A 19,813-nucleotide genomic window follows, 5' to 3' on the forward strand; every position below is an offset into this window, starting at 1 on the left:
CGATACAGATGAGAGATGAGACGCCGATGTCGAGCCTGCCCATGGACGTCGCCTTGATGCTCGGCGAAACCATCGCAAAGGTCATTCCCGTTACTGCGGCGCTCGCGGTGGTCTTCACCGTGCTCGAGCATTTCTGGGCCTGTAATCCCGGCGTGCCCTGGTGGCGCAAGCGCGAGATCGTCACCGATATCTGCTACTGGTTCTTCGTGCCGGTGTTCGCCCGCACGATGCGGATCGGGCTCTTGATCGTCGCCGCCGGAGTCGTCTTCAACATCCACGATCCCGACGAGCTGATCGCCTTCTACGACAACGGTCACGGCCCGCTGTCGGAGCTGCCGCTATGGGCTCAGGCGGCGGTGTTCCTCGTCCTGTCGGATTTCATGCTGTACTGGCTGCACCGGCTGTTTCACGGTGGCGGATTCTGGAAGTACCACGCGATCCATCATTCCTCGGAGGAGCTGGGCTGGATCTCGGCGGCGCGTTTCCATCCGGTGAATCTGGTGCTCGGCACGATCGGCGTCGACGTCGTGTTGCTCACCGTCGGCATCTCGCCGAACGTGATGATCTGGCTCGGGCCGTTCACCACCTTCCATTCCGCCTTCGTGCACGCCAATCTCAACTGGACGCTCGGACCGTTCAAATATGTGCTGGCGACCCCGGTGTTTCACCGCTGGCACCACACCTCGCTCGAGCAGGGCGGCAATACCAATTTTGCCGGCACCTTCCCGCTCTGGGACATCCTGTTCGGGACCTTCCGGATGCCGGCGAACGAGCTGCCGCAGGACTATGGCAAGGACGAAGCGGGAATGCCGAGCGAGATCGGCGGCCAGCTCGCCTATCCGTTTCGGCGCTAACGCGCGATAAGATAGGGCCGGGTTAGCGCAGAGAGTGCAGCGCATTTCCATCACGACGGTTTTTGCCCGATCGCATCAGGCTTTAACCCTCGCGTTTGCGGAACGTTCATGAATTGAGGTCAGTTTAGCCGGGTCGGGCGCCGGCTCCGCCTCGTATCGCTTTAGCCGGCCAGGTCAGGTCCCGGGGTAGAGTATGCGTAAAGAGTTTCTGCGCCGTCACGCGCGTGTTTGTGTCCTGGTTGCGGCCGCCGTGCTGGCATTGCCGGCAGCCGGTCTTGCCGAATCCACCAGCGACGCCATCGCCGTCAATGTCGACCAGGCTAAGCTCGTGAAGCTGCCTGGAAAGGTCGCGACCATCGTGGTTGGCAATCCCCTGATCGCAGACGTCACGCTCCAGCCGGGCGGCATGATCGTGGTGACCGGCAAGGGCTACGGCGCCACCAATTTCATCGCGCTGGACCGCGGTGGGGAGATCCTCGTCGATCGGCAAATCCAGGTCGAAGGACCGAGCGACCGGCTCGTCACCGTCTATCGCGGCATCGAGCGCGAGTCCTATAGCTGCATGCCGATCTGCCAGCGCCGCGTGACGCTCGGCGACAGCGATGCCTATTTCAACAACACGATCGGCCAGGCCGGTACGCTGAGCAACTCGGCCAGCGGCAATGCCAGTTCGGCGGCCAAGACCAACTAAGCCGCCGGCCGCGGCCTGGTTGCCGCGCTCGGACCCGAAACGCGCAAGGTATCCTTCACGGACATCTTGACCGCCTGAAACGGGCGAGTCGTTCGTTTCATGTGAGAGGCAGAGTCTCACTGCCGCCACAGGGTCTTTCTCAATGCCGTCGCCCGCCGCCTGGACGTTTTCGTTGCGCAGCCAGCTCCAGCGCTTGCGCCGCAACCGCCGCGGCTCCGCGGCGGTCGAGTTCGCGCTGGTCGCGCCGATCTTCTTCGCGCTGCTGTTCGCGATCATCGAGACCGCGATCATGTTCTTCGCAAGTCAGGTGCTCGAGACGGTCACGCAGGATGCCGCGCGCTCGGTTCTGACGGGCCAGGCGCAGAGCGGCTCGGTGTCGGCCTGTGCGGTCTCCGGTGTGGCGGCGGCCTGCACGCAGACGACGTTCAAGAGCTACGTCTGCACCCAGATCCCGGCGCTGTTCTTCGATTGCAGCAGCCTCTACGTCGACGTCTCGAGCTATTCGTCGTTCTCGGCAGTCACGCTGCCGAGCCACATCGATTCGGCCGGCAATTTCGATACGAACATGGGCTACAGCGCCGGGAGCGCCGGCGACATCGTGGTCGTCCGGCTGTTCTACCAGTGGCCGCTCTTCGTCACCGGGCTGGGCTACAACATCTCGAATCTCGCGGGCAACAAGCGCCTGCTGGTCGCGACGGCCGCCTTCAAGAACGAACCCTACTCCAATTGACGCCAACGGATCCGAGCGGAACCATGCGGGCGATTGCGAAAATCCGGCGAAACGCCGCCTCCTGCGCGCGCGATTTCGGCGCCGACAGCCGCGCGTTGGCGGCGACGGAGTTCGCGGTGGTGGTGCCGCTGATGCTGGTGCTGTTCTTCGGTGCCGTCGAGTTCTCGTCAGCAGTCGCGATCGACCGCAAGGTCACGATGATGGCGCGCACGCTGTCCGACCTGACCTCGCAATCGACGTCGGTCGGCGACACCGACATGACCAACTTCTTCGCGGCGTCCTACGGCATCATGACACCGTACTACAACAGCTCGGTCACCTCGGCGACGATCAGCGAGCTCTACGTCGATCCCACGACCAAGGTGGCGCGCGTGCAATGGAGCAAGGGTTCCTTGGTGCGATCGCAGGCCTCGGTGGTGAGCATCCCTTCGACGCTCGCGATCGGCGGCACCTATCTGATCTTCAGTGAGGTCAGCTACGTCTACACGCCGACGATCGGCTACGCGCTCAAGAACGCGATCACGCTGAGCGACGTCGCCTATGCGCGCCCGCGTCAATCGACTTGTGTCTATTACAGCCCGTCGACGAGCTGCACGACCTACTGAGCGTCTCCGATCTTCGGACATGAAAAAAGGCCGCGCACAACGCACGGCCTTTTCGTTTGCTCAAATCCGCCTGGAGCGGGCCGGTCTTAGCCAGCGGAGCGAAGATTGTCGGCTGCCGACTTGCCCGACCGACGATCGGCAACGATCTCGTAGGAGATCTTCTGGCCTTCGCGCAGCGTACCGAGGCCAGCACGTTCCACGGCGCTGATGTGCACGAACACGTCCTTGCCGCCGTCGTCGGGCTGGATGAAGCCAAAACCCTTGGTCGCGTTAAACCACTTCACGGTTCCCATGCTCATGGGGGTAGTCCCTTCTCAGATACATAGTGTCGATGCCCGCTTTCGCGGACGGGTTAGATCGAATTTCTGGAAGGGTCGTCAGCGTGTCTGAACCGGCTGTACCGGTGGATGCTAATGTCGTCCGGCCGAAAATCGATTAATTCATTTTATTGGAAAGGGGTTTTCAAAACAATCCTGACGTGCACGATTTTTTGATCCGCCGCCCGGGCGGGCGGCAGATCGCATCAGACCAGAATCTTAATTCCGTATCGCGGCACTGCCGCGAGCCTTAGCGGCGACGGAACTGTCCGCCGCGTTGCGCTCCGCCCCGCGGCGGGCCGCCGGTCGGACCCGGACGCTCGTCCTTGTGGCGGAAAATCAGCCGTCCCTTCTCCAGATCGTAGGGCGACATCTCCACCGTCACGCGGTCGCCCGCCAGCGTCTTGATGCGGTTCTTCTTCATCTTGCCGGCGGTGTAGGCGACGATCTCGTGCCCGGCGTCGAGCTGCACGCGGTAGCGCGCGTCGGGGAGGATTTCGGTGACCAGTCCTTCGAACTGGATCAGCTCTTCCTTAGCCATGAATTTCTCCAGGTCGTGGGACGGCTAGTGCGAAAAGGGTTTGCGGTTGGGTCGACCGTTCGGGCGACTCTCGCGGCGTAAAAACGCAACGCCTTGTATCCCATCAGACTGGCCGGCGCTATGCGCGGGACGCTGTTCCGACCGATCGTTTGATGACGAATTCATCTTACCACCGGAACGGCGGCGGCGAGACCCCTTTGAAGCCTTGTGACCGTCGCCGGGCCTGCCATCCACATGGCGTGCGTCGCCATGTCGTCCATCGCCATGCCGCGCGCCCTGCGGGCGTGGACCGGGGCGGCCCGGACGATGCTGCTTTGCGGGAGCAGACGGCGCATGCGCCGTCTCGCGGCCGGCGTCGGTGCGATGATCCTCGCGCGGGAGCGCCACGCGGATCAGGCGCTCGATGTCGCGGAGATAGCTGAGTTCCTCGCCGCCTGCGACCAGTGAGATTGCGGTGCCGTCTGCGCCGGCCCGCGCGGTGCGGCCGATCCGGTGGACGTAGGTCTCCGGCACGTTCGGCAGGTCAAAATTGATGACGTGGCTGATCCCGTCGACATCGATGCCGCGAGCGGCAATGTCGGTCGCCACCAGCGTGCGGATCTCACCCGAGCGGAACTGGGCCAGCGTTCGCTCGCGATGGTTCTGCGACTTGTTGCCGTGGATGGCATTGGAGGCGATACCGGCTTTGGCCAGCGTCTTCACGACTTTGTCGGCGCCGTGCTTGGTGCGGGTGAAAACCAGCGCGCGGTCGATCGGCTCGTCCTTCAGGAGCTTGGTCAGGAATGCGGGCTTGGCGGAGAAATCCACCTGGATGATCCGCTGGCGGATGCGTTCCGCCGTCGAGGACACCGGGGTGACGGCGACGCGCGCGGGGTCGCGTAGCATGGAGTCGGCGAGCTCGGCGATGTCCTTCGGCATGGTGGCCGAGAAGAACAGCGTCTGGCGCTTGATCGGCAGCTTGGCGACGATTTTGCGGATGTCGTTGATGAAGCCCATGTCGAGCATGCGGTCGGCTTCGTCGAGCACGAGGAATTCGACGCTCGAAAGCTTCAGTCCGTTGCTCTGCACGAGGTCGAGCAGGCGGCCAGGGGTAGCCACCAGTACCTCGAGACCAGGCATCAGCGCGCGCACCTGGCGGCCCATCGGCACGCCGCCGATGGCGAGTGTCGAGGTCAGGCGGATGTGGCGGCCATAGGCGTTGAAGCTGTCGAGGATCTGGCCGGACAGCTCGCGGGTGGGCGAGAGCACGAGCACTCGGCAGGTCTTGGGCTGCGGCTTGACACGGTTGTCCAGCAGGCGATGCAGGATCGGTAGCGCGAAGGATGCGGTCTTGCCGGTGCCGGTCTGGGCAATGCCGACGACGTCCCGGCCGGTCAATGCCAGGGGGATGGTCTGGGCCTGAATGGGGGTCGGCGTGACGTAGTTTTCTTCTTTGAGGGCGCGCGAAATGGGATCGGCCAGGCCGAAGTCCTGAAAGGAAGTCAAAAGAGGTTCTTTCCAATGTCAAAAGCGAACGCCCACGCTGTTTCCGCGTGGCGCGCGCAAGGGTGTCGAGAAGACACCTGCGTGTTTGGGGTGTCGGATTGCTTGATGAGAGGGGCAAGCCAGAGGCCCAAACGGGCTTAAGAACACGCGGCTTGCTACGACCCGTTGATCATTCGAATGATTCGGGTCTCAGGCCCTCATATGAAGCATCCCGGTGGCGCTTTCAAGACGGCGCGGCCGCAGCCTGGCGTTGCGGTGCACGAATAGTTATGCCGGAAATTTAGACAGCGGTCGATTATTGATCAAAAAACAGACTGTCTGCCGCTTAAGCATACATTTTTCATGCCCAATATTTGGGCGGGTCAAGTGTGGCAAATCCTTGGTTCCGGCAAATTTATTGTGCTAAATCAATAGCTTAGCCGTCTCATGGCCCATGGCACGGTTCTTGCGATTCCGTTAATCGCAGACGGCCGTGGGGCCGTCTCGCAGCGTTTTCACGTCTGCGTCAGGGAGATGATACCTCATGCTTACTAAATCCACTCACGATATAGCGGCGTCATTTAGCCGCCGCGGCTTGCTCGCCGCGACCGCCGGACTGATGCTGGGTCTGGCTTCCTTTACCGGCGCAAAGGCCGCAGACGACACCATTAAGGTCGGCGTGCTGCATTCTCTCTCAGGCACCATGGCCATCAGCGAGACCACGCTGAAAGATACCATCCTCTTCCTGATCGACGAGCAGAACAAGAAGGGCGGCGTGCTCGGCAAGAAGCTCGAGGCCGTCGTCGTCGATCCCGCTTCGAACTGGCCGCTGTTCGCCGAGAAGGCGCGCGAGCTGATCACCAAGGACAAGGTTGCCGTCGTGTTCGGCTGCTGGACCTCGGTGTCGCGCAAGTCGGTGCTCCCGGTCTTCAAGGAGCTTAACAACATCCTGTTCTACCCCGTGCAGTACGAGGGTGAGGAGAGCGAGCGCAACGTGTTCTACACGGGTGCCGCGCCGAACCAGCAGGCGATCCCCGCCGTCGACTACCTGATGAAGGAAGAGAAGGTGAAGCGCTGGGTGCTCGCGGGCACCGACTACGTCTATCCGCGTACCACCAACAAGATCCTGGAAGCCTACCTGAAGTCGAAGGGTGTCGCCCAGGAAGACATCATGATCAACTACACGCCGTTCGGTCACTCCGACTGGCAGACGATCGTGGCCGACATCAAGAAGTTCGGCTCGGCCGGCAAGAAGACCGCAGTGGTCTCGACCATCAACGGCGACGCCAACGTTCCCTTCTACAAGGAGCTCGGCAACCAGGGCATCAAGGCCAAGGACATCCCGGTGGTCGCGTTCTCGGTGGGTGAGGAAGAGCTCGCCGGCATCGACACCAAGCCGCTGGTCGGCCATCTCGCCGCCTGGAACTACTTCGAGTCGATCAAGACTCCGGCGAACGAGAAGTTCATCAAGGAGTGGCAGGCCTACACCAAGAACCCGAAGCGCACCACCAACGACCCGATGGAAGCGCACGTGATCGGTTTCAACATGTGGGTGAAGGCGGTCGAGAAGGTGAAGTCGACCGATCCGGACAAGGTGATCGATGCGCTTCCCGGCATCGAGGCGCCGAACCTCACCGGTGGCACCTCCAAGATGCTGCCGAACCACCACATCACCAAGCCGGTGTTCATCGGCGAGATCAAGGGCAACGGCCAGTTCGACGTGGTCTGGAAGACGCCGAGCCTCGTTCCGGGCGACGCCTGGTCGAAGGAGCTCGACGGCTCCAAGGACCTGATCGGCGACTGGGTCGAGAAGAAGTGCGGCAACTACAACGTCAAGACCAACAAGTGCCTCGGTTCGGGCTCCTGATCCAGGTCTGACATGATATGACGACACGGAGAGGGCGGCGATCCCGCCGCCCTCTCCATCCATTTCTGCCGGGGTAATTCACAGTGCTCGCAAAATTGCCAGCCCGTCTCTGCACGCTTGCGCTTTCGTTTTTCCTGATCGCGTTCGCGCTGCCGGCGTTAGCCGGTCCGTTCGAGGATGCGGTCGCCAAATTCGCCAACGACGATTTTTCCGACACCGAAGAAGCGATCGGCGTGGTCGCAAGCAGCGGCAATCCGCTCGCTTTTCCGATCATCAGCGCGTTGCAGGACGGCCGTCTGATGGCCGATCCGGACAGCAAGAAGGTTTATGTCACCGGCACCGACGGCAAGTCGATCGATGCCGCGACCGGCCAGCCGGTTGCGAGCGTACCCGACAGCGCAAGCGCCGTCCGGCTTAACAACCGTCTGCGCCGCAGCGTCGATGCCGCGCTCGGAAGTCTGACGCTCCAGTCGCCGGATCTTTCGACGCGCATCCAGGCCGCGCAATCCGTCTTCAAGTCGCATGAGGAGACGGCGCTCGATGCCGTCGATGCCGCGCTTGCCAAGGAAACCAACAAATCCGCCAAGGCCGCGCTCGGCGAAGCGCGTGCGGCGATCCTATTGTTCAAATCCGACGCGACCGAAGTCGAGAAGCTCGAAGCCGTCGCCATCCTCAAGGGGCGCGGCGACCAGGAAGCGTTGGCACTGCTGACCGGCATGGGCGACCAGCCGGCTTCGGTGACCAAGGCCGCGGCGGGCGCGATCGGCTCGATCCAGAGCTCGCTCGCGGTTTGGTCCACGGTGCAGAACGCCTGGTACGGCCTCTCGCTCGGCTCGGTGCTGCTGCTCGCCGCGATCGGCCTTGCCATCACCTTCGGCGTGATGGGCGTCATCAACATGGCCCATGGCGAGATGGTGATGCTGGGCGCCTACACCACCTTCGTGGTGCAGGAGGTGATCCGCACCCGCTATCCCGCTCTGTTCGACTATTCGCTGCTGATCGCCGTGCCGCTCGCCTTCCTGGTGTCGGGCGCGATCGGCGTCTTGATCGAGCGCAGCATCATCCGCTTCCTCTACGGTCGCCCGCTCGAAACGCTGCTCGCGACCTGGGGCCTGTCCCTGGTGCTGCAGCAAGCGGTGCGCACTGCGTTCGGTCCGACCAACCGCGAGGTCGGCAATCCTTCCTGGATGAGCGGCGCCTTCGAGCTCGGCCAGATCACCATCACCTATAACAGGCTCTGGATACTCTGCTTCACGCTCGCGGTGTTTGCGATCCTGCTTGCGATGCTGCGCTACACCGCGCTCGGTCTCGAAATGCGCGCGGTGACGCAGAACCGCCGCATGGCGGCCTCGATGGGCATCGCCACCTCGCGCGTCGACGCGCTGACCTTCGGCCTCGGCTCAGGCATTGCCGGCATCGCCGGCGTTGCGCTGTCGCAGATCGACAACGTCAGCCCCAATCTCGGCCAGAGCTACATCATCGACAGCTTCATGGTCGTGGTGTTCGGCGGGGTCGGAAATCTCTGGGGCACACTGGTCGGCGCATTCACGCTCGGCATCGCCAACAAGTTCCTGGAGCCGGTCGCCGGCGCCGTGCTCGGCAAGATCGCGATCCTGGTGCTGATCATCCTGTTCATTCAAAAGCGCCCGCGCGGCCTGTTCGCGCTCAAGGGCCGTGCGGTGGAAGCATGACCCCTCACATGCTCACGCGATCGCTCGACCGCGGCGCGACGCTGTTTCTCGCCATCGTCGCCGCCTGCGGCATCCTGATTCCGCTCTCCAACCTGCTGTTGCCCGCGGGCTCGTTCTTCCAGGTGCCGACCTATCTGGTGGCGCTCTGGGGCAAGTATGTCTGCTACGCCATTCTGGCGCTGTCGATCGACCTGATCTGGGGCTATTGCGGCATCCTCTCGCTCGGCCATGGCGCGTTCTTCGCGCTCGGCGGCTATGCCATGGGCATGTACCTGATGCGCCAGATCGGTACCCGCGGCGTCTATGGAAACCCGATCCTGCCCGACTTCATGGTGTTCCTGAACTGGCAGAAGCTGCCCTGGTACTGGTACGGCTTCGACATGTTCTGGTTCGCCGCCCTGATGGTGCTGTTCGTGCCCGGCCTGCTCGCCTTCTGCTTCGGCTGGCTCGCCTTTCGCTCGCGCGTCACCGGCGTGTACCTGTCGATCATCACGCAGGCGATGACCTATGCGCTCCTGCTCGGTTTCTTCCGCAACGATTTCGGCTTCGGCGGCAACAACGGCCTGACCGACTTCAAGGACATCCTTGGCTTCAACGTGCAGGCGGAGGGCACGCGCGCCACGCTGTTCGCGCTGAGCTGTCTCGCTCTGATCGCTGGCTTCCTGATCTGCCGGGCGATCGTCACGTCCAAGCTCGGCAAGGTGCTGATCGCGATCCGCGACGCGGAATCGCGCACGCGCTTCCTCGGCTACCGCGTCGAATCCTACAAGCTGTTCGTGTTCACGGTGTCGGCCTGCATGGCCGGCGTCGCCGGTGCGCTCTACGTTCCGCAGGTCGGCATCATCAACCCATCCGAATTCGCGCCGGGCAACTCGATCGAGGCGGTGATCTGGGTCGCGGTCGGCGGCCGCGGCACCCTTGTCGGCGCGGCGCTCGGCGCCGTCGTCGTCAACTATGCCAAGACGTTCTTCACCTCGGGCATGCTCGCGCCGTACTGGCTGTTCATGCTGGGTGCGCTGTTCATCCTGGTGACGCTGCTGCTGCCCAAGGGCATCGTCGGCACCTTCAATTCCTGGTGGGAGCCGTTCAAGGCGAAGCGCCCGGCGGCAACCACCGAGAGCGCAGCGCGAGAGGACGGCGTCAGCGAACCGAAGTTGGCGGAGCAGCGGAAATGAACGTCATGGATACCCGCGCGACCTCCGCGATGCTCTATCTCGACGGCGTGCACGTCTCGTTCGACGGCTTCCACGCCATCAACAATTTGTCGCTGACGCTCGCGCCCGGCGAGATGCGTGCGATCATCGGCCCGAACGGCGCCGGCAAGACCACGATGATGGACATCATCACCGGCAAGACCAAGCCGGACGAGGGCACCGTGCTGTTCGACGGCGTCACCGATCTGACGCGTCTCGACGAGACCCGCATTGCCGAGCTCGGCATCGGTCGCAAATTCCAGAAGCCGACCGTGTTCGAGAGTCAGACGGTCGAGGACAATCTTTTGCTCGCGCTCAACGTCGACCACTCGGTCCGCGGCACGCTGTTCTGGAGCGGCAGCAAGGCGGAATCCGAGCGCATCGACAAGGTGCTGGAGACCATCCGTCTCACCGATGCGCGGGGGCGCCTTGCCGGCAGCCTCAGCCATGGCCAGAAGCAGTGGCTGGAGATCGGCATGCTGCTGGCGCAGGATCCAAAGCTGCTGCTGGTCGACGAGCCCGTCGCGGGCATGACCGACGTCGAGACGCATCTCACCGCCGAGCTGCTCAAGGAGATCAACAAGACCCACACCGTGATGGTGGTCGAGCATGACATGACTTTTGTCCGCGAATTGGGCGTGAAGGTCACCTGCCTGCACGAAGGCTCGGTGCTTGCCGAAGGTACCATCGACCAGGTCTCGTCCAACGAGCGGGTCATCGAAGTCTATCTGGGACGCTGAGCGATGCTTGAGGTCAAGGACATCAATCTCTTTTACGGCGCGGCCCAGGCGCTGCGCGGAGTCTCGATCGCAGCCGAGCCGGGCAAGGTCACTTGCGTGCTCGGGCGCAACGGCGTCGGCAAGACCTCGCTGCTACGCGCCATGGTCGGCCAGTATCCGATCTCCTCGGGCGCGATCGTGTTCGACGGCGGCGATATCACCGCGCTCAAGCCTTACGAGCGCGCGCGCAAGGGCATCGGCTTCGTGCCGCAGGGCCGCGAGATCTTTCCGCTGCTGACGGTTGAGGAAAATCTCAAGACCGGCTTCGGCCCGCTCAAGCGCGACGAGCGCTTCATCCCCGACGACGTGTTCTCGCTGTTTCCGGTGCTGCAATCCATGCTCGGCCGGCGCGGCGGCGACCTCTCGGGCGGCCAGCAGCAACAGCTCGCGATCGGCCGTGCGCTGGTGATGCGGCCGAAATTGCTGCTGCTCGACGAGCCGACCGAGGGCATCCAGCCCTCGATCATCAAGGATATCGGCCGCGCGATCTCCTACCTGCGCAACCTCGGCAACATCGCCATCGTGCTGGTCGAACAATATCTCGACTTTGCCTGCGAACTCGGCGACAGTTTTGCGGTGATGGACCGCGGCGCGGTGAAATACACCTGCGACCGCTCCAACCTCGATCCGGGCGAGATCAGCCGCCAGATGGCGCTGTAAGCCTTTCATTCTGCCGCGACCGGCTGGGGAGGCGGATGCGCAGCGAACTATCAGCCACGTCCATGGTGTTCGAAGCGAACCGCGCCCGCGGCGCGGTGCGCTTCGACGTCCACGCGCGCGACGGCGTAACGCGCCGCGGGGCGCTGCATGAGTCCGGCTCCTTGCGCGTGCGTTTTCCTTCGCCGGAAGGCGAGGGGCTCTCGGGCGTGTTCGTGAACACGGCCGGTGGCGTTGCGGGCGGAGACCGCTTTGATATCGAAATCGCAGCGGGCCATGGCTCGCGCCTGACGCTGACCACGGCGGCAGCCGAGAAGGTCTATCGCGCGCCCGGCGCGCCGGCGAAGCTCAATATTGCCCTTAAGGCCGCCGCGGGCGCACATCTCGGCTGGCTGCCCCAGGAGACGATCCTGTTCGATCGCGCTCGTGTCCATCGCCGCTTCGACATCGAGCTCGATGAGTCGGCCTCGCTCCTGCTTTGCGAGATCGTGGTGTTCGGCCGCACCGCGATGGGCGAGCGCGTGGAGCAGGGCGAGTTCGTCGACCGCTGGCGGATGCGCCGCGGCGGCCGGCTGGTGTTCGCCGAGACAGTCAGGCTCGACGGCGATATCGGTCTCAAGCTGGCGCGCCCTGCCGTCGCCAAGGGCGGTGCTGCGATCGGCACCGCGCTGATCGTCCCCGGCGATGAGGCCCTGGTCGAGCGCATCAGGGAAGCCTCGGAATCTTTCGCCGGCGAGGTCGGGATATCCGCCTGGAATGGCTTTGCAATGGCGCGGTTCTGTGCCCAAGATGCGGCGCGCCTGCGCGCCGACATGATGGCGGTGCTGGCACGCACCGGCGCCGCTCTGCCGCGGCTGTGGCTGAATTGACGAACTCACGAACAGAGATTTTGCATGAACCTGTCTCCCCGCGAAAAGGACAAGCTTCTGGTCTCGATGGCTGCCATCGTGGCGCGGCGCAGGCTCGAGCGCGGCGTCAAGCTCAACCACCCCGAGGCGATCGCGATCATCTCCGATTTCATTCTGGAAGGAGCGCGTGACGGCCGCACCGTCGCCGAGTTGATGCAGGCCGGCGCGCAGGTCCTGACCCGCGACCAGGTGATGCCGGGCATCCCCGAGATGATCCAAGACATCCAGGTCGAAGCGACGTTCCCGGACGGGACGAAGCTCGTCACCGTGCATGAGCCGATCAGGTAGGAGCAGAGCATGATCCCCGGCGAACTCTTCATCAAGGACGGCGAGATCGAGCTCAACGCGGGCCGCAAGACCGTCACGCTGACCGTCGCCAACGCCGGCGACCGCCCGATCCAGGTCGGCTCGCACTATCATTTCTTCGAAACCAATCCAGCCTTGAAGTTCGATCGCAAGAAGGCCCGCGGCATGCGCCTCGACATCGCCGCAGGCACCGCCGTCCGCTTCGAGCCCGGCCAGACCCGCGACGTCCAGCTCGTCGCGCTCGCCGGCAAGAAAACCATCTACGGCTTTCGCGGCGACGTGATGGGGAAGCTGTGAGCCTCCAGGAACGAAGCGTGCGACGGCACGGTTGAGAGCGAAACGGAGGATCCCGCCATGCTCTCGCCAATCCGTCTTGTCTCTGAAGCTGGCGAATTCGCCGCGCACCGCCACAACGGGATGGCGCGCAAGGGGCGAGGGAATGAACCTTACGTCAATCATCTTGCCGAGGTCGCGAACCTGCTCGCCAACGCGACCGATGGTGCGGATGCCGAGCTCGTCGCCGCCGGCTGGCTGCACGACACGATCGAGGACACCGACACCACGCGCGAGGAGCTGGCGGAGAAATTCTCCGATCGCGTTGCCTTGCTCGTCGTCGAGTGCACCGACGACATGAACTTGCCGAAAGCCAAGCGGCGGCAAAAGCAGGTCGAGGACGCTCCTCACAAATCCGCCGGCGCAAAACTGATCAAGATCGCCGACAAGATCAGCAATATCGGCGCGCGCATTCATGCCGACCCGAGCCGCGAGGAGCGCGACGATCTCGTCGACTATACCGGCTGGGCCGAGCAGGTGGTCGCCGGTTGCCGCGGCGGCAATCAATGGCTCGATGCGAAATTCGACGATGCCGTGAAAGCAGCGAGGGCCTCGCTGTGACCGGCCAAACATTCAAATGCAAACGGGGCTCGTGATGTCCGTCAAGATGAAGCGTTCCGTCTATGCCGACATGTTCGGCCCGACCACCGGCGACAAGGTGCGGCTGGCCGACACTGATCTCGTCATCGAGGTCGAGAAGGATTTCACCATCTATGGCGAGGAGGTGAAGTTCGGCGGCGGCAAGGTGATCCGCGACGGCATGGGGCAGTCCCAGGTCACCAACAAGCAGGGCGCGGCCGACACGGTTATCACCAACGCGCTGATCATCGACCACTGGGGCATCGTCAAGGCCGACGTGGCGATCAAGGATGGCATGATCTCTGCGATCGGCAAGGCGGGTAACCCGGATATCCAGCCCGGCGTGACCATCGTCATCGGCCCCGGCACCGACGTGATTGCCGGCGAAGGCAAGATCCTTACGGCCGGCGGCTTCGACAGCCACATCCATTTCATCTGCCCGCAGCAGATCGAGCACGCGCTGATGAGCGGCGTCACCTCGATGCTGGGCGGCGGCACCGGTCCCTCGCACGGCACGTTCGCCACCACGTGTACGCCGGGTCCGTGGCACATCGGGCGGATGATCCAGTCATTCGACGCCTTCCCGGTCAACCTCGGCATTTCCGGCAAGGGCAACGCCTCGCGGCCCGCAGCGTTGGTCGAGATGATCAAAGCCGGCGCCTGCGCTCTCAAGCTGCATGAGGACTGGGGCACGACGCCGGCGGCGATCGACAACTGCCTTTCGGTTGCCGACGACTACGACGTCCAGGTCATGCTGCATTCCGATACGCTGAACGAGTCCGGCTTCGTCGAGGATACGATCAAGGCCTTCAAGGGCCGCACCATCCACGCCTTCCACACCGAGGGCGCCGGCGGCGGTCATGCCCCCGACATCATCAAGGTCGCGGGCCTGAAGAACGTGCTGCCGTCCTCGACCAATCCGACGCGCCCCTTCACCCGCAACACCATCGACGAGCATCTGGACATGCTGATGGTGTGCCACCACCTCGATCCCTCGATCGCCGAAGACCTCGCATTTGCCGAGAGCCGCATCCGCAAGGAGACCATCGCGGCCGAAGATATCCTGCATGACCTCGGCGCGCTCTCGATGATGTCCTCGGACTCGCAGGCCATGGGCCGGCTCGGCGAGGTCATCATCCGCACCTGGCAGACGGCCGACAAGATGAAAAAGCAGCGCGGGTCCCTGCCGCAGGACAAGGGCAAGGACAACGACAACTTTCGCGTCAAGCGCTACATCGCGAAATACACGATCAATCCCGCGATCGCTCATGGCGTCTCAAAACTGATCGGTTCGGTTGAGAAGGGCAAGCTCGCCGATCTCGTGCTGTGGTCGCCGGCCTTCTTCGGCGTCAAGCCGGACTGCATCGTCAAGGGCGGAACGATCGTCGCTGCTCCCATGGGTGATCCCAACGCCTCGATCCCGACGCCGCAGCCGGTGCATTACCAGCCGATGTTCGGAGCCTTTGGCAAGGCGCGCACGGCATCATCCGTCGTCTTCACCTCGAAGGCCGCGGTCACCGGCGGCCTCGCGCGAAAGCTCGGCATCGACAAGAAGCTCTATGCCGTCCAGAACACCCGCGGCAAGATCTCCAAGAAGAGCATGGTTCACAACGACGCCACGCCCAGTATCGAGGTCGATCCGGAGACCTATGAGGTGCGCGCCGACGGCGAGCTTCTCACCTGCGCGCCCGCCGAGGTGCTGCCGATGGCGCAGCGGTATTTCATGTACTGAAATTACCGTCGAACGCTGCGCCCTCGGAGCCTGTCCGAGGGCGCATTTTCCGGTTTTGCGTCTCGTCGCGCTTGGTCTAATGTCACGCCCGGTATCTTGAACCAGAAGAAAAGCCGGGAGGATTTCTCGTGATCTACGTCGTTGCCACCTTGACCATCAAGCCCGAAACGCGCGCCGAATTCATTGCAGCGGCCACCGCCTGCATCAAGGAGACGCGGAAGGAGCCCGACAATATCGCCTATGATCTGCACGAGAGCATCACCGATCACACCAAGATGGTGTTCGTCGAGCAGTGGGAGAATGCCGAGGCGCTGGTGCCGCATCGTGCCATGGAGCACGTGAAGACCTTCGGCCGCGTCGCGGTGAAGTGCTTTGCGGCGCCGCCGAAGGTGGAAGTGATCACGCCGGAAAAGGTCGAGACTCGGTAACAGGGAAAAGCACATGATCCGGGCGACGCAGGTCAGGGGGCAGCACCGCTTCACGGAAGCAGCGGCGGATACCGTCGTGCTCGATTTCGACGACCGGCACCGTCGCCGCATGGCGATGACGGGCACCCGCGGTCTTCAATTCCTGCTCGACCTGGAAAACGCCGTCGCGCTGCGCGGCGGCGATGCGCTGGTGCTGGAGGACGGCCGGCTGGTCGAGGTGGTCGCCGCTCCCGAGCCGCTGCTCGAGATCCGCGGCCACGATCCGCACCATCTCATCCGCGTCGCCTGGCATCTCGGCAACCGGCACCTGCCGACGCAGATCATGGCGAAGAGCCTACGTATCCGAAAGGATCACGTCATCGAGGCGATGGTGAAAGGTTTGGGTGCGCGGGTGATCGAGATCGAGGCTCCCTTCGATCCTGAAGGCGGCGCCTATGCCGATGCTGGCCACGCGCATGCTGATGATCATCGGCATGATGACCATGCGCATCATGGCCACGGGCATCACCACCACGATGATGACCATCACCACCATGATCATGCCGCGCATGATCACGGTCACCATCATCACCACGACGCGCATTGCGAGCATCCCGACCATCATCACGGCCACGGCCATGCTCATGACCACAAATGAGCCGGTTGACACCGGCCTGACCGAGCGTGAGGCGGCGGCGCTCTACCGGCTGATGACGTGGCTGTCGCCGGCGTTTCCCGTCGGCGGGTTCTCCTACTCCAGCGGCATCGAATGGGCGGTGGAGGCGGGCGACATCACCGATACGGCAACGCTCGCGAACTGGCTCGACGCGATGCTCGGCGATGGCGCAGGCTTTTGCGATGCCACCTTCCTGGTGCAGGCGTTTCGCGCGGTGGAGGCGGGCGATGAGGCTCGCTTGCGCGAAACTGCGGAGCTTGCGGCCGCCTTCGTGCCCTCGCGCGAGCGGCAGCTCGAGACCACCGCGCAGGGCCGCGCCTTCATCGACATCGCGCGCGCAGCCTGGAATGCGGATGGGCTGGACGCGATGGTCACGGCCTGCGCAGGGCCACTGGTCTATCCCGTCGCGGTCGGCGTGGTCGCTAGCGCCCATGGCATTCGGCTCGAGCCCACGCTGCACGCCTTTTTGCACGCGCTGGTCTCGAACTGGATTTCGGCGGCGAGTCGGCTGATCCCGCTCGGGCAGACCGACAGCCAGCGTGTGCTCGCTTCACTGGAGGTCGCCGTTGCCGCGACCGCCGCGCGCGCGTTGAGCGCGACCCTGGACGATCTCGGCAGCGCGACGTTCCGCGCCGATCTCGCAAGCCTGCGGCACGAGACCCAATATACGCGGCTGTTCAGGTCGTGATGGCTGCGGCAGAGTCCGTCGTCGTCCTGGCGAAAGCCAGGATCCATAACCACAAAGGCTCGTGGTTATGCACGGCTGTGGCCGCAGCCCGCCGCAACAGCAGAGTTCAGTGGTAATGGGTCCCGGCTTTCGCCAGGACGACGATACAAGGAAAGTGCAATCGATATGGCGACTTCTCACGGCCCCCTGCGTGTCGGTGTCGGCGGTCCCGTCGGAGCGGGCAAGACCGCGCTGATGGATCTGCTCTGCAAGTCCATGCGCGAGCGCTACGACATCGCGGCGATCACCAACGACATCTACACCAAGTGGGATGCGGAATATCTCGTGCGCTCGGGCTCGCTGACGCCGGACCGCATCGCCGGCGTCGAAACCGGCGGCTGCCCGCATACCGCGATCCGCGAAGACGCTTCGATGAATCTGGCGGCGGTTGCCGATATGCGCGCAAAATTTCCCGGACTTGATCTGGTGCTGATCGAGTCCGGCGGCGACAATCTCGCTGCCACTTTTTCCCCGGAGCTCGCCGACATCACCATCTATGTCATCGACGTGGCCGCGGGCGACAAGATCCCGTCCAAGGGGGGGCCGGGCATCACGCGCTCCGACCTCCTGGTCATCAACAAGATCGACCTCGCACCGCATGTCGGCGCCTCGCTGGAGAAGATGCAGCTTGATGCCAAGCGGATGCGGGGCGAGCGGCCGTTCGTCATGACCAACCTGAAGAAGAGCGAGGGGCTCGACCGCATCATCGGCTTCATCGAGGCCAAAGGCGGGTTGAAAAGGGTGGGCTGACGAGGACGGATTGAAGGGCAGGTCGGACGCCTGGCTACATCAGCCAAGTCTGACACGAGTGTTAGTATCTGCCCGTTAATATCTGCGGCAAAATGTGTCTCCGCGGAACCAATGTTCGCCACGGTGATTAACTTACTTCGGTGCCCGGAGCGCTGACGCCCAGGCTGGCGGATTAAGCATTCCGGTCAACCCAAGTTGCGTCACGATGGCTCCTCCTTCATTATCGTCTTCCGTGGGGTCTCATTCTCTTTCGGCAATTGGCCGTTCGAGCGGCGTTCAGATGCTCCGTGTTATTCGCCAGCCTCTCACCTTCTGAGTAAACGAGTGGTTCGGCTGGGATTCATCATCGGTTTTATCGCGCTGCTCGGGATACTGCTCTCCGGGCTCGCGGCCTATCGCGTCCACGATCAGGAGCTGGCGATCGATCGCATCGCGCTGGCCCGCGCGATCGACGTTCATGCAAGCCTGGTGCAGGACCGACTGACCGAGCGCGAGCTTCTGGCGCGCGTCGCCTCCGGCCTGTTCCGCACGCCCGCCGTGATCAAGCCGAACATGCTGGAGCCGCTGCGCTCCGCCATCTACGCCTTCAAAACCGATTTCGTGGTCGCATCCTGGATCGCACGGCTCAAGCCGGCGGAGCTAAGCGCGGCGCAGGTGGCGCTCAGCTCCGCCGGCTTTCCCAATGCGAGCATCCGCAACTACGACGACACGCCGCTCGACACCACGAAGATCACCCAGCCGATCAACGTGCTGATGGATCTCGAGCCGCGCAGTGAGGAGACCAAGGCGCTGCCCGGCCGCAGCTTCGATCAGGACGGCGTGCGCGGCGCGATGCTGGCGCGCGCCATGGCCGAGAAGAAGTCGGTCGCCTCCGATCCGGTGCCGCTGCTCCGTCCCAACGGACCCATGGGCATCATCGTGGCCGCGCCCGTCATTCCGGAAGGGGCGACGGAGCCTGCGGGCTTCATCACGTTTTCCTACGAGCTCGCCTCGCTGATGCTGACCAATGACGACATGTCGCTGTTCTCCGTCGCATTGCGCGATCCGCGCGCGACGGGCGGCGAGCTGATCGCCAACGATCAGGGCGTCGTCAGCGCGCGGACTATCTCGCAGGATGGTCCACAGCCCTCCTCGACGCGCACGGTCAGCTTCGGCGGCCGCGACTGGCAGCTCAGCTACTTCGCCAAGACCAATTCGGCGCGGCGTGCCGAGCAGACCGCAGTCATCGTCGCGGCGATCGGCTTCGCCATCACGGCGATGGTGTGCGGTCTGTTCGGCTATGTCGCCTACAACAACTTGAGGCTCAGCCGCGAAATCCAGGTGCGGATCGGTTTCGAGCGCCGATTGACGGCCGTCATCGACGAGCTCAATCATCGCGTGAAGAACATTCTGGCGGTGATCCAGTCGATCGTGACGCGCACGCTGCGCCACGGTTCCGACATCGACGTGGCGCGTGAATTGTTGATCGGGCGCATTCACGCGATGTCCAACGTGGTTTCGCTGCTCAGCGAGAGCCAGTGGCAGGGCGTCAAGCTGAAAGGCCTGTTCGAGGCGCGCGCCATTCCGCATGCCGATCGCATCGCCATCAGCGGGCCCGACATCGCGGTCAGTGCGCGTGCCGCGCAGAGCCTGTCGCTGCTGTTCTTCGAGCTCGCCTCGCATTCCGACGAGGGCCTGTCGCTGGTCGGCAAGCATCCTCACATCACTGCGAACTGGACGGTGACGGGCGAGGCGCCCGATACGGTCTTCCATTTCCGCTGGGAGGAGTTCAACACCAGCGAGGCGACGCGGCGCGCGGATTCCGATTTCGGCCTGATCCTGCTCGACCGCGTCGCGCCCGAAGCGCTCGGCGGCACCGCCAAGCGCTACTTCACCGATGCCTCCTACGTCTACGAGTTGACCGCGCCGATGGAGACCGTCGTGGACATGACCGAGCGCGACCGCACGGAAAAATTCTCGGCGCCGGTCAGGCCGGTGCGCTGAAGTCGCCGCGATTTCCGCTTCCT

General features: G+C 63.6%; 22 protein-coding genes. 19 read left to right on the forward strand and 3 right to left on the reverse strand.

Going from position 1 to position 19,813, the window contains the following annotated elements; all coding sequences use genetic code 11:
* Positions 1–26: 26 nt before the first annotated feature.
* The 4 genes from SO139_RS28470 to SO139_RS28485 all read left to right on the forward strand — a co-directional run bounded on the left by SO139_RS28470 (position 27) and on the right by SO139_RS28485 (position 2,880).
* Positions 27–854, forward strand: coding sequence for a sterol desaturase family protein (locus tag SO139_RS28470; protein WP_449382702.1), 828 nt, complete (start codon positions 27–29; stop codon positions 852–854).
* A 193-nt stretch (positions 855–1,047) separates the two neighbouring features.
* Positions 1,048–1,545 (forward strand): pilus assembly protein N-terminal domain-containing protein, encoded by a 498-nt coding sequence (locus tag SO139_RS28475; protein WP_449382701.1) that lies wholly within the window; start codon positions 1,048–1,050, stop codon positions 1,543–1,545.
* A gap of 142 nt (positions 1,546–1,687) precedes the next feature.
* Entirely contained in the window at positions 1,688–2,275 is a 588-nt protein-coding gene (locus tag SO139_RS28480; protein ID WP_449382700.1) for a TadE family protein, read from the forward strand.
* Between the two features lie 23 nt (positions 2,276–2,298).
* Positions 2,299–2,880, forward strand: coding sequence for a TadE/TadG family type IV pilus assembly protein (locus tag SO139_RS28485; RefSeq protein ID WP_449382699.1), 582 nt, complete (start codon positions 2,299–2,301; stop codon positions 2,878–2,880).
* Between the two features lie 86 nt (positions 2,881–2,966).
* Here SO139_RS28485 and SO139_RS28490 read toward each other — a convergent pair whose 3' ends face one another.
* From SO139_RS28490 to SO139_RS28500, 3 genes are all read right to left on the reverse strand, one after another.
* Entirely contained in the window at positions 2,967–3,179 is a 213-nt protein-coding gene (locus SO139_RS28490; protein ID WP_011084262.1) for a cold-shock protein, read from the reverse strand.
* Between the two features lie 268 nt (positions 3,180–3,447).
* On the reverse strand, positions 3,448–3,738 hold the full coding sequence (gene infA / locus SO139_RS28495) for a translation initiation factor IF-1 (RefSeq protein WP_027521693.1): 291 nt from the start codon (positions 3,736–3,738) through the stop codon (positions 3,448–3,450).
* A 24-nt stretch (positions 3,739–3,762) separates the two neighbouring features.
* Entirely contained in the window at positions 3,763–5,223 is a 1,461-nt protein-coding gene (locus tag SO139_RS28500; RefSeq protein WP_449382698.1) for a DEAD/DEAH box helicase, read from the reverse strand.
* 523 nt (positions 5,224–5,746) lie between these two features.
* On the opposite strand from SO139_RS28500, the gene urtA reads away from it, so the two are divergent.
* From urtA to SO139_RS28575, 15 genes are all read left to right on the forward strand, one after another.
* Positions 5,747–7,069, forward strand: coding sequence for an urea ABC transporter substrate-binding protein (urtA, locus tag SO139_RS28505; RefSeq protein WP_449382697.1), 1,323 nt, complete (start codon positions 5,747–5,749; stop codon positions 7,067–7,069).
* Positions 7,070–7,152: 83 nt separating this feature from the next.
* Positions 7,153–8,760 (forward strand): urea ABC transporter permease subunit UrtB, encoded by a 1,608-nt coding sequence (gene urtB / locus SO139_RS28510; protein WP_449382696.1) that lies wholly within the window; start codon positions 7,153–7,155, stop codon positions 8,758–8,760.
* Positions 8,757–9,935: an urea ABC transporter permease subunit UrtC gene (urtC, locus tag SO139_RS28515; protein WP_449382695.1), complete on the forward strand. Its 1,179-nt coding sequence runs from the start codon at positions 8,757–8,759 to the stop codon at positions 9,933–9,935. The genes urtB and urtC overlap by 4 nt, the downstream gene beginning before the upstream one ends.
* Entirely contained in the window at positions 9,932–10,693 is a 762-nt protein-coding gene (gene urtD, locus SO139_RS28520) for an urea ABC transporter ATP-binding protein UrtD (protein ID WP_449382694.1), read from the forward strand. The genes urtC and urtD overlap by 4 nt, the downstream gene beginning before the upstream one ends.
* A gap of 3 nt (positions 10,694–10,696) precedes the next feature.
* Positions 10,697–11,392: an urea ABC transporter ATP-binding subunit UrtE gene (gene urtE / locus SO139_RS28525; RefSeq protein WP_449382693.1), complete on the forward strand. Its 696-nt coding sequence runs from the start codon at positions 10,697–10,699 to the stop codon at positions 11,390–11,392.
* Positions 11,393–11,427: 35 nt separating this feature from the next.
* A complete protein-coding gene (locus tag SO139_RS28530) occupies positions 11,428–12,258 on the forward strand; it encodes an urease accessory protein UreD (RefSeq protein WP_449382692.1) in 831 nt (276 codons plus the stop codon).
* Positions 12,259–12,282: 24 nt separating this feature from the next.
* Positions 12,283–12,585 carry an urease subunit gamma gene (locus SO139_RS28535; RefSeq protein ID WP_449382691.1) on the forward strand — a complete coding sequence of 101 codons (303 nt, stop codon included), beginning with the start codon at positions 12,283–12,285 and terminating at the stop codon, positions 12,583–12,585.
* A 9-nt stretch (positions 12,586–12,594) separates the two neighbouring features.
* The gene (locus SO139_RS28540) at positions 12,595–12,900 is read left to right on the forward strand and encodes an urease subunit beta (RefSeq protein ID WP_449382690.1); all 306 of its coding nucleotides are present in this window, start codon (positions 12,595–12,597) and stop codon (positions 12,898–12,900) included.
* Positions 12,901–12,957: 57 nt separating this feature from the next.
* Entirely contained in the window at positions 12,958–13,497 is a 540-nt protein-coding gene (locus tag SO139_RS28545) for an HD domain-containing protein (protein WP_449382689.1), read from the forward strand.
* Between the two features lie 34 nt (positions 13,498–13,531).
* Entirely contained in the window at positions 13,532–15,247 is a 1,716-nt protein-coding gene (gene ureC, locus SO139_RS28550; RefSeq protein ID WP_449382688.1) for an urease subunit alpha, read from the forward strand.
* 128 nt (positions 15,248–15,375) lie between these two features.
* Positions 15,376–15,675, forward strand: a complete 300-nt coding sequence (locus tag SO139_RS28555) for a putative quinol monooxygenase (protein ID WP_449382687.1) — start codon at positions 15,376–15,378, stop codon at positions 15,673–15,675.
* A 13-nt stretch (positions 15,676–15,688) separates the two neighbouring features.
* Positions 15,689–16,312, forward strand: a complete 624-nt coding sequence (locus SO139_RS28560) for an urease accessory protein UreE (protein WP_449382686.1) — start codon at positions 15,689–15,691, stop codon at positions 16,310–16,312.
* Positions 16,293–17,018 carry an urease accessory protein UreF gene (locus tag SO139_RS28565; protein ID WP_449382719.1) on the forward strand — a complete coding sequence of 242 codons (726 nt, stop codon included), beginning with the start codon at positions 16,293–16,295 and terminating at the stop codon, positions 17,016–17,018. The genes SO139_RS28560 and SO139_RS28565 overlap by 20 nt, the downstream gene beginning before the upstream one ends.
* Before the next feature lie 165 nt (positions 17,019–17,183).
* A complete protein-coding gene (gene ureG / locus SO139_RS28570) occupies positions 17,184–17,807 on the forward strand; it encodes an urease accessory protein UreG (RefSeq protein ID WP_498541032.1) in 624 nt (207 codons plus the stop codon).
* Between the two features lie 324 nt (positions 17,808–18,131).
* On the forward strand, positions 18,132–19,790 hold the full coding sequence (locus tag SO139_RS28575; protein WP_449382684.1) for a CHASE domain-containing protein: 1,659 nt from the start codon (positions 18,132–18,134) through the stop codon (positions 19,788–19,790).
* The last annotated feature ends 23 nt before the right edge of the window (positions 19,791–19,813 follow it).

The organism is Bradyrhizobium sp. UFLA05-89 (assembly GCF_059803475.1).